At 45.3% G+C, this 9,910-nt stretch carries 9 protein-coding genes, 1 riboswitch and 1 other annotated feature; all 9 genes read left to right on the plus strand.

Features of this window, described 5'->3' with window-relative positions; genetic code table 11:
• Positions 1–243: 243 nt before the first annotated feature.
• Positions 244–421, plus strand: a riboswitch (Lysine riboswitch).
• A gap of 112 nt (positions 422–533) precedes the next feature.
• On the plus strand, positions 534–2,126 hold the full coding sequence (locus AB4323_RS09375; protein ID WP_102332948.1) for a Na+/H+ antiporter NhaC family protein: 1,593 nt from the start codon (positions 534–536) through the stop codon (positions 2,124–2,126).
• Between the two features lie 190 nt (positions 2,127–2,316).
• Positions 2,317–2,452: a sequence feature (His leader region), on the plus strand.
• Positions 2,453–2,505: 53 nt separating this feature from the next.
• Positions 2,506–3,402, plus strand: a complete 897-nt coding sequence (gene hisG / locus AB4323_RS09380) for an ATP phosphoribosyltransferase (protein WP_017060264.1) — start codon at positions 2,506–2,508, stop codon at positions 3,400–3,402.
• Positions 3,402–4,721, plus strand: a complete 1,320-nt coding sequence (gene hisD, locus AB4323_RS09385; RefSeq protein ID WP_102429165.1) for a histidinol dehydrogenase — start codon at positions 3,402–3,404, stop codon at positions 4,719–4,721. Before hisG ends, hisD begins: the two co-directional genes overlap by 1 nt.
• A gap of 9 nt (positions 4,722–4,730) precedes the next feature.
• Positions 4,731–5,771: a histidinol-phosphate transaminase gene (gene hisC / locus AB4323_RS09390; protein WP_017060266.1), complete on the plus strand. Its 1,041-nt coding sequence runs from the start codon at positions 4,731–4,733 to the stop codon at positions 5,769–5,771.
• A gap of 131 nt (positions 5,772–5,902) precedes the next feature.
• Positions 5,903–6,991, plus strand: coding sequence for a bifunctional histidinol-phosphatase/imidazoleglycerol-phosphate dehydratase HisB (hisB, locus tag AB4323_RS09395; protein WP_017060267.1), 1,089 nt, complete (start codon positions 5,903–5,905; stop codon positions 6,989–6,991).
• A gap of 9 nt (positions 6,992–7,000) precedes the next feature.
• Positions 7,001–7,615 (plus strand): imidazole glycerol phosphate synthase subunit HisH, encoded by a 615-nt coding sequence (gene hisH, locus AB4323_RS09400; protein ID WP_017060268.1) that lies wholly within the window; start codon positions 7,001–7,003, stop codon positions 7,613–7,615.
• A gap of 43 nt (positions 7,616–7,658) precedes the next feature.
• Positions 7,659–8,396, plus strand: a complete 738-nt coding sequence (hisA, locus tag AB4323_RS09405) for a 1-(5-phosphoribosyl)-5-[(5-phosphoribosylamino)methylideneamino]imidazole-4-carboxamide isomerase (RefSeq protein ID WP_012604374.1) — start codon at positions 7,659–7,661, stop codon at positions 8,394–8,396.
• Positions 8,378–9,151: an imidazole glycerol phosphate synthase subunit HisF gene (gene hisF / locus AB4323_RS09410; RefSeq protein ID WP_017060270.1), complete on the plus strand. Its 774-nt coding sequence runs from the start codon at positions 8,378–8,380 to the stop codon at positions 9,149–9,151. Before hisA ends, hisF begins: the two co-directional genes overlap by 19 nt.
• Positions 9,148–9,798, plus strand: a complete 651-nt coding sequence (gene hisIE, locus AB4323_RS09415; RefSeq protein ID WP_017060271.1) for a bifunctional phosphoribosyl-AMP cyclohydrolase/phosphoribosyl-ATP diphosphatase HisIE — start codon at positions 9,148–9,150, stop codon at positions 9,796–9,798. The genes hisF and hisIE overlap by 4 nt, the downstream gene beginning before the upstream one ends.
• Positions 9,799–9,910 lie beyond the last annotated feature (112 nt).

The raw sequence follows: 9,910 nt of genomic DNA on the forward strand, positions 1-9,910 counted from the left end.
TTCAGAGCAGTATTTCTATTGAATTTATAATAATTATTAAGAATATCTTAAAAAATGATATGTGACAGGTGGAGTAGTCAACTTATGTAGACTATTCTTCTATTGATTAGTTCATTAACAAAAAGCTATTTTTCTCGGAATGATATGTTGCATTGTTGCTCTTGATGAGTACAATTGCGGCTACCTGATGCGAGGTGTTGGTTAATTTGTTGTTAAACTCTGGTTTACACGGTTAATAATGTTATCGCACGTAGAGGTGCAATTATAAAAAGTAACTTCCGTTGGGGTGATGCCAATGAACGGGAATGAAAGGTGTAATTGCCGAAGTAAATTGTATATCTAAGCAATTTGCTGGGGTTGTGCTCAATAGGTACAACACTGCCATAGTCTTAATTTTAAACTATGGAGCGCTACTGTAGGGTTGGGTGAAGTGTTCACTTCCCTTTCGCTTAGTTCAACATGAGCTTGGTCAGCCGTATCAAGTTTGTCTGCAGTAGATCTCTAGCCAAATAAAAAACTGGTTTTTGAAGATCATGAATTTAATAGATTTTGCAACATCACCTTTATCTTTGCTTCCGCCCCTTGTGGCTTTGAGCCTTGCTATTGTTACCCGCCGTGTATTGGTTTCTTTGGGTGTCGGTATCGTTATGGGTGCCATCTTACTGGCTGACTATTCAGTAGGTAATGCCGCTAGCTACGTATTTACTAAAGCATCTGGTGTTTTCATCGAAGATGGTGGTATCAATACTTGGAACATGAGCATCATTGCTTTCCTAATTATTCTTGGAATGACAACAGCGCTATTAACGCTTTCTGGTGGTACTCGTGCATTCGCTGAGTGGGCTCAGTCTCGAGTTAAGAGCAAGCGTGGTTCAAAACTGCTTGCTGCATTTTTAGGTGTATTCATCTTTGTTGATGATTACTTCAACAGCTTGGCAGTGGGTGCAATCTCTCGTCCTGTTACAGACCGTTTCTACGTATCTCGCGCTAAGCTAGCTTATATTCTTGATTCTACTGCGGCTCCTATGTGTGTGATCATGCCAGCTTCTAGTTGGGGTGCTTACATCATTACTATTATTGGTGGCATCTTAGTAACACATGGTGTGACAGAGTATTCTGCTCTAGGTGCTTATGTTCGTCTTATTCCAATGAACTTCTACGCGGTATTTGCACTATTGATGGTGTTCGCAGTGGCGTGGTTCGGTCTAGATGTTGGTAAGATGCGCGATCACGAGATCGAAGCGTCTCAAGGTCGTGGCTTTGAAGGCGACAACGATAGCCAGCAAGCTCACGATCTAAACGAAGAGCTAGACATCGAAGAGAGCGAGAACGGTTCTGTTTCTGACCTAATCATGCCGATCGTTTCATTGATCGTAGCGACTGTAGCTGCGATGCTTTACACAGGCGGTCAAGCGTTAGCTGCTGATGGTCAAGCGTTTAACCTACTTGGTGCATTCGAAAATACAGATGTTGGTAAATCTCTTGTTTACGGTGGTGTTATCGGCTTACTAGTAGCACTAGCGACAGTATTCAAGCAAAAGCTATCTATGGCCGATATCGCAAGAACAATGTGGATTGGTGCAAGCTCTATGTTTGGCGCAATCCTAATCCTTGTATTCGCATGGACTATCGGTTCTGTAATCGGCGACATGAAAACAGGTTCGTACCTATCATCTCTAGTAACGGGCAGCATCGATTACCACTGGCTACCAGTTATCTTGTTCCTTCTAGCGGGCGTTATGGCGTTCTCTACAGGTACTTCATGGGGTACGTTCGGTATCATGCTACCTATCGCAGGTGACATGGCTGCAGCATCGGATATCGCACTGATTCTTCCAATGCTAAGTGCGGTTCTAGCGGGTGCAGTATTTGGTGACCACTGTTCTCCAATCTCAGATACGACGATTCTGTCTTCTACTGGTGCTCGTTGTAACCACATCGACCACGTCTCGACTCAGCTTCCATACGCGTTGTCTGTAGCGTTCGTATCGTGCATTGGTTTCATCACTCTAGGTATGACATCTTCAATTGGCATCGCATTTGGCGCAGCGTCTCTAACGTTTGTTGCTGTATGTTTTGCATTGGCTTACTTCTCTCGCTGCAAAATGGCGACGTGCAAAAGCTAAAATTGAAAGTTAATCAGTAAACTATCAGGGAGGCGTTTGCCTCCCTTTTTTGTGCCTGTTAATTTAATTTTAAGTTTCGTGAAAAAAGTTCGAATAAATGGTTGAAAAAGGATGTCAGCTTAGTTAGTGTGGAGACAAGACAGCAAACAACCTAAGAGCTGATAAGTATGCGTAAATTAGTAATGAACATTCATCACCATCATCACCCTATCTAGTCTTTCGGGGAGATTTACGTATACCCGGGAGCAAGATTACTCCCGGAGGTTAAGTCAAAAGAATTTAGATTTAAACCCTCGGGATGACAAAGTCCCCGAGGGTTTTTTAGTTTTAGCGCTTTTAAATAATCAATAAATTCAAATATTTGCACAGGGATACAGCAATGCAGACACAACGCCTAAGAATCGCAATTCAAAAGAAAGGTCGCTTAAGTAAAGAGTGCCAAGACCTACTTAAAAAATGTGGTGTTAAATTTAATATCATGGGTGAGCGCCTAGTGGTTCACTCACTAAATATGCCAATCGACTTGTTACTCGTTCGTGATGACGACATCCCAGGTCTTATCATGGATGGTGTAGTTGACCTTGGTTTCATCGGTGAAAATGAACTAGAAGAAGTTCGTCTAGATCGTGTTGCTCTTAAAGAGCCTTCAGAGTTCCGCACACTACGTCGTTTAGACTTCGGTGGTTGCCGCCTTTCAATCGCTATTAATAAAGACGAAGAATACAACGGCCCACAAGACTTAGCGGGCAAACGTATTGCGACAACCTACCCACAACTACTTAAAGCCTACATGGACGAGCAGGGTGTTGAGTTCAGCACTTGTATGCTAACAGGTTCGGTTGAAGTCGCGCCTCGCGCTGGCCTTGCAGACGCTATCGCTGATTTAGTTTCTACAGGTGCAACGCTTGAAGCGAACGGCCTAAAAGAAGCAGAAGCTATCTTCCAATCGAAAGCAACACTGATTCAACGTGTTGGCGACTTCGACGCAGACAAGACCGCACTGATTGAAAAACTACTGACTCGTATGCAGGGTGTTCAACAAGCGAAAGAGTCGAAGTACATCATGCTTCACGCGCCAACCTCTCAACTAGAGCAAATCAAAGCACTACTGCCTGGTGCTGAAGATCCAACGGTTCTTCCTCTATCTACAGACAAAGACAAAGTTGCCGTGCACCTAGTAAGTACAGAGAACTTGTTCTGGGAAACAATGGAACAGCTGAAAGAGTTGGGTGCAAGCTCGATTCTAGTATTACCAATCGAAAAAATGATGGGGTAGTGACGATGAGAACCGTTGTTTGGCAATCTTTAAGTGAATCACAGCAAGACTCGGTATTAGAGCGTCCAGCTATTACTGAAGGTGCAAACATCACAGCGACTGTTTCTGATGTTATTGCAAAAGTACGAAATGAAGGCGATGCCGCGCTTAAAAAGCTGACTGCAAAGTTTGATGGTGTAACTCCAGAATCTATCCGAGTCAGTTCGGGTGAGATTGAAGAGGCGTGTGCTCGTCTAACACCAGAGATGAAGCAAGCGTTAGAGCAAGCTTATAGCAACATTGCTAAGTTTCACGAAGCTCAAAAGCCGCAGCCAATTAAGGTTGAGACACAGCCTGGTGTTGTGTGTGAGCAAGTGACGCGCGCGATTAATACTGTTGGCCTTTATATTCCCGGTGGCAGTGCGCCACTACCGTCAACGGTTCTTATGTTAGGTGTTCCTGCTCAAATCGCAGGTTGTCGTAAGGTTGTGCTTTGTTCACCTCCGCCAATCGCTGATGAAATCTTGTATGTCGCTAAGCTTTGTAAGATCGACGAAGTTTACAACGTTGGTGGTGGTCAAGCGGTTGCAGCAATGGCTTACGGTACCGAGAGTGTGGCTAAAGTCGATAAGATCTTCGGCCCAGGTAATGCCTACGTTACGGAAGCAAAGCGCCAAGTGAGTAATGACTTCCGCGGAGCAGCTATTGATATGCCAGCTGGCCCATCTGAAGTGTTAGTGATTGCTGATGAAACGGCTGATGCAGACTTCATTGCAGCGGATTTGTTGAGCCAAGCGGAACACGGGCCTGACTCTCAAGTAGTATTGGTAACTCCATCTCCAGTGGTTGCAGACCAAGTAACAGAAGCGGTTCAAAAGCAACTGAAAGAACTGTCTCGTGCGAACATCGCTCAGCAAGCATTGGCTTCAAGCTTAATCATCATTGCTGAATCGATCACTCAAGCGATTGCGATTTCGAATTTCTACGGTCCTGAGCACTTGATCGTTCAAACCAAGAACCCACGTGAATTGCTGCCATTGCTAGATAATGCAGGCTCAATTTTCCTTGGTGACTGGTCTCCAGAATCTGCAGGTGACTACGCATCCGGCACAAACCACGTTCTTCCGACTTACGGTTATACCAAGACGTATTCAAGCCTAGGTTTGGCTGATTTCTCTAAGCGAATGACGGTGCAGGAGCTAACAGCCGATGGGTTGAAAGGCCTAGCGCCAACGGTAGTCACAATGGCGGAAGCCGAAGGTTTGGATGCGCACAAACGTGCGGTGACCATCCGAGTTGAAAAATTAAATCGATTTGAACAGCTAAATAAAGCGAAATAAGGGTAGGGCATGGAAAAGTTAGCAAGAAAACAAGTTCAGGCTCTAACACCTTACTTGTCTGCAAGACGCATAGGCGGTACTGGTGATGTATGGCTAAACGCCAACGAATCTCCGTTTGATAACGAGTACAACCTGAACTTGTCTCGTCTTAACCGTTACAGCGAATGTCAGCCAAAAGAGCTGATTGATGCTTACGCTCAATACGCAGGCGTGAAATCAGAGCAAACTCTGACAACGCGTGGTGCTGACGAAGGTATTGAATTACTGATTCGTGCTTTCTGTGAGCCGAACGAAGACGCTATTCTTTACTGCCCACCCACTTACGGTATGTACGCAATCAGTGCAGAGACGATTGGTGTTGAGCGTAAGGTTGTGCCTCTGACTTCTGAATGGCAATTGGATCTTCCAGCTATCGAAGCTCAGCTCGACAACGTAAAAGTGGTGTTTGTTTGTAGCCCAAATAACCCAACCGGTAATTTGGTTGATCGCAAAGACATCATCAAGTTGCTTGAAATGACACAAGACAAAGCGATTGTGGTGATGGATGAAGCGTATATCGATTTTTGTCCAGAAGCGTCAACCGTTGATTTGCTTGAGCAATATCCAAACCTAGCGATTCTGCGCACCTTGTCGAAGGCCTTTGCTTTGGCGGGCTTACGTTGTGGCTTTACGCTAGCGAACAAAGAGCTTATCGATGTACTGTTGAAAGTGATTGCTCCTTATCCAGTGCCAATCCCTGTTGCTGACATTGCCGTTCAAGCACTTTCAGAGCAAGGACTCGCGCGAGCTAAGTTCCAAGTTCTGGATTTAAGTGCTAACCGAGCGTATTTGCAGGCGGGTCTATTAGGTATGCCTCAAGTGACGGTTTTTGATGGCTGGGGTAACTACTTACTGGTGAAATTCCCGAACGGCGATGAGTTATTTAAAGCGGCTTGGGATACGGGCATTATTTTGCGTAATTCACCTATTGAAGACTGTGTTCGTATTAGTATTGGTAACCGCGAAGAGTGCGAAAAGACACTTGGATTCATTCGTAACTTTTATCAGTAACGAAAGGCTTACCAGTAATAACATTTGCCAGTTTGAGTTGATTAATCGCAGATTGGCAAGTGAAACCAATATTTTGGGTTAGCGTTTGATTTTAGCTAGGCCACCAGATTTAAAATTAAAAGGAAGTTCAAGTGAGTAAACAACAGAAAATACTTTTTATAGACCGTGACGGCACCTTAATTGTAGAGCCGCCAGTTGACTTTCAAGTAGATCGTTTAGACAAGCTAAAATTCGAACCGCGAGTAATTCCTAGCCTACTTGCACTGCAAGACGCTGGTTACCGTCTAGTGATGGTGACTAACCAAGATGGTCTAGGTACCGATAGCTACCCACAAGAAGATTTCGATGCACCACACAATATGATGATGGAGTTCTTCGAATCTCAAGGCGTTAAGTTTGACGACGTGCTTATTTGCCCTCACTTTGACGAAGACAACTGCTCTTGCCGTAAGCCTAAACTGGGTATGGTTAAAGAGTACCTACAAGGCGGTAAAGTCGATTTCCAACACTCTGTTGTGATTGGCGACCGAATGACGGATCTTCAACTGGCAGAGAACATGGCTATCCGCGGTATTCAATATGGCCCGGATGCGGAAACTGAAGGCACGCTTAACTGGCCACAAATCGTTAAAGATCTGACGGTTAATGCGCGTATTGCTGAAGTAGTTCGTACTACTAAAGAAACCGATATCAAGGTTGCAGTAAACCTTGATGAAACCGGTGGCAACAAGATCGATACCGGCATGGGTTTCTTCGACCACATGCTTGATCAAATCGCGACACACGGTGGTTTCCAAATGAACCTGACTGTGAAGGGCGACCTGCACATTGATGATCACCACACAGTCGAAGATACCGCTCTGGCTTTAGGCCAAGCATTGAAAGATGCACTAGGCGACAAACGTGGTATTGGCCGTTTTGGTTTCAGCCTACCAATGGATGAGTGTTTGGCTCAGTGTGCGTTAGACCTTTCTGGTCGTCCATACCTGAAGTTCGATGCTAAGTTCAGCCGTGAGCAAGTGGGTGATCTTTCAACCGAGATGGTGGTTCACTTCTTCCGTTCTCTAACTGATACATTGGCTTGTACGCTACACCTTTCTTCTGATGGCAATAATGATCACCACATCATTGAGAGCCTGTTCAAAGCGTTTGGCCGTACTCTTCGCCAAGCAATCAAAGTTGAAGGTAACGAGTTACCAAGCAGCAAAGGCGTTCTGTAAGGGTTCGGTATGAAAGAGCAAAAAGTCGTTATTATTGATACTGGTTGTGCCAACGTTTCATCGGTGAAGTTTGCGATTGAACGTCTGGGCTACGCAGTTGAAATTTCAAAAGAACCAGAAGTTGTTCTTGCTGCCGACAAGCTATTCCTACCCGGTGTAGGTACAGCAAGTGAGGCAATGAAGAACCTGCAAGAGCGTGACCTTGTTACCCTTGTCAAGCAAGTTGAGAAGCCTCTGCTGGGTATCTGTTTAGGTATGCAGCTGTTAGGCAAACTGTCTCAAGAGAAAGGTCAAAAGGCTGATGAGTTAGTTGAATGCCTAGGTTTGTGTGATGGCGAAGTTCGTTTACTTGAAACGGGCGACTTACCATTACCACACATGGGTTGGAACACAGTAACAGCAACGCCTAATCACCCGCTATTTAAAGACATTGAAGAAGGCGAATACTTCTACTTTGTTCATAGCTTCGCAATGCCAGTGGGCGACTACACAATCGCACAATGTGATTACGGTAATCCGTTCACTGCGGCGGTTCAAAGTGGCAATTATTATGGTGTTCAGTTCCACCCAGAGCGATCTTCGAAAGCTGGCTCTAAGCTGATTCAGAACTTCTTGGAATTGTAATAAGGATTAGGCAGCGGCTAACGTTGCCATATAAGGAATGTAAATGATTATTCCCGCGTTAGATTTAATTGAAGGCCAAGTAGTTCGCTTATTCCAAGGAGACTACGGGCAAGTAACAGAATACAAAGTAGACCCAGCAGAGCAGTTTAATCTGTACCACCAAGCTGGCGCTGGCTGGCTGCACCTTGTTGACTTAACGGGCGCAAAAGACACAACGGCTCGTCAGTTAGACTTGATTGCTAAGCTCCTTGCTAGCACGCCTGCGAACATCCAGATTGGTGGTGGCGTGCGTAACGAACAAGATGTCGTTGATCTGCTAGAAGCTGGCGCACAGCGCGTTGTGGTTGGTTCTACAGCCGTTAAGCAACCTGAGTTGGTGAAAGGTTGGATGGAGAAGTATGGCGCGGAAAAAATCGTGCTGGCTCTAGACATCAACATTGATGAAAGCGGCACACGTAAAGTGGCGATTTCAGGTTGGCAAGAAGATTCAGGTGTGACTATTGAAGCGCTGATTGAAGACTACCTCACGGTTGGCCTTAAACACGTGCTGTGTACCGATATTTCACGTGACGGCACGCTAGAAGGATCAAACGTAGAGCTCTATGTTGATCTTTGTAAGCAGTACCCACAAGTGCAATTCCAATCATCGGGCGGCATTGGCAGCCTAGCTGATATCGAAGCGCTTAAAGGCAGCGGTGTTGCGGGTGTGATTGTGGGTCGTGCGCTACTTGATGGCAAGTTTACCGCAGAGGAGGCATTTGCATGTTGGCAAAGCGAATAATCCCTTGTTTGGATGTCCGTGACGGACAAGTGGTTAAGGGCGTTCAGTTCCGTAACCACGAAATTATTGGTGACATCGTTCCGCTAGCACAACGCTATGCAGAAGAGGGCGCCGATGAATTGGTATTTTATGACATCACCGCATCAAGTGATGGCCGTGTGGTCGATAAAAGCTGGGTGAAACGCGTAGCTGAAGTGATCGATATCCCTTTCTGTGTCGCTGGTGGTATTAAATCAGCAGAAGATGCAGCGCGCATTCTTGAGTTTGGTGCGGATAAAGTGTCAATCAACTCACCGGCATTGGCTAATCCACAGCTGATTACTGACCTTGCTGATAAGTTTGGCGTTCAGTGTATCGTTGTCGGTATCGATTCATACTTCGACAAAGAAACCGGTAAATATCAGGTTTACCAATTTACAGGCGATGAAGCGCGTACTAAAGCAACCAAATGGGAAACCAAAGATTGGGTGCAGGAAGTACAGAAGCGTGGCGCAGGTGAGATTGTGTTAAACATGATGAACCAAGATGGCGTTCGTAACGGCTATGATATCGATCAGTTAAACATGGTGCGTGAAGTGTGTAATGTGCCATTGATTGCCTCTGGTGGCGCTGGTGCAATGGAGCACTTTGCTGAAGCTTATAAAAAGACCAACGTGGATGGAGCACTTGCGGCTTCGGTATTCCACAAACAAGTCATCAATATTGGTGAACTTAAACAGTATTTAAAACAACAAGATGTAGAGGTGCGACTATGAGTTTTGAACCCGTAAGCTTATCAAAAACAGAAGTAGGCGCATTGTCAGAGCGTATTAACTGGGAAAAAGTAGATGGCTTAGTGCCAGCGATTGTTCAAGATTACCAGTCAAGCCAAGTGCTAATGATGGGATACATGAATCCAGCCGCACTTGAGAAAACGGGTGAAACTGGCAATGTGACGTTTTTCTCTCGCACAAAAGAGCGTCTTTGGACGAAAGGTGAAACGTCGGGCAATGTATTGCAACTGCAAAACATCGCCTTGGACTGTGACAGCGACACCTTACTGGTTAAAGTTAATCCCATTGGTCCAACGTGCCACACAGGTACAACAACGTGTTGGGATGGAGACAAGCAAGAAGAGTCTCAGATGGTGTGGCTTCATCAGCTTGAGCAGCTATTGGCTGCCCGCAAGGACGCCGATCCTGAATCTTCTTATACTGCCAGTCTATATGCCCGTGGCACCAAGCGTATTTCGCAAAAAGTGGGCGAAGAAGGCGTTGAAGTCGCGCTTGCGGCGACGTCGGGCGATAAGGCGGAGTTAGTGTGTGAATCAGCAGATTTGATTTACCACCTAATGGTTCTTCTTCAAGACCAAGGCTTATCGATGGATGATGTGGTAAACAAGCTGAAAGAGCGTCATAAGTAAGCTCTCTTTAGATTAATAGAACCGCGTAAAAGACAGACAAAAGCCCCGCAAACAAACATGTTTACGGGGCTTTTTAGTTTTTTAATTTTTAATTTTCAAGATTTCAAGATTT

The sequence above is a fragment of the Vibrio sp. 10N.261.52.C11 genome, from assembly GCF_041471405.1.
In the GTDB taxonomy this organism is placed as follows: Bacteria; Pseudomonadota; Gammaproteobacteria; order Enterobacterales; family Vibrionaceae; genus Vibrio; species Vibrio crassostreae_C.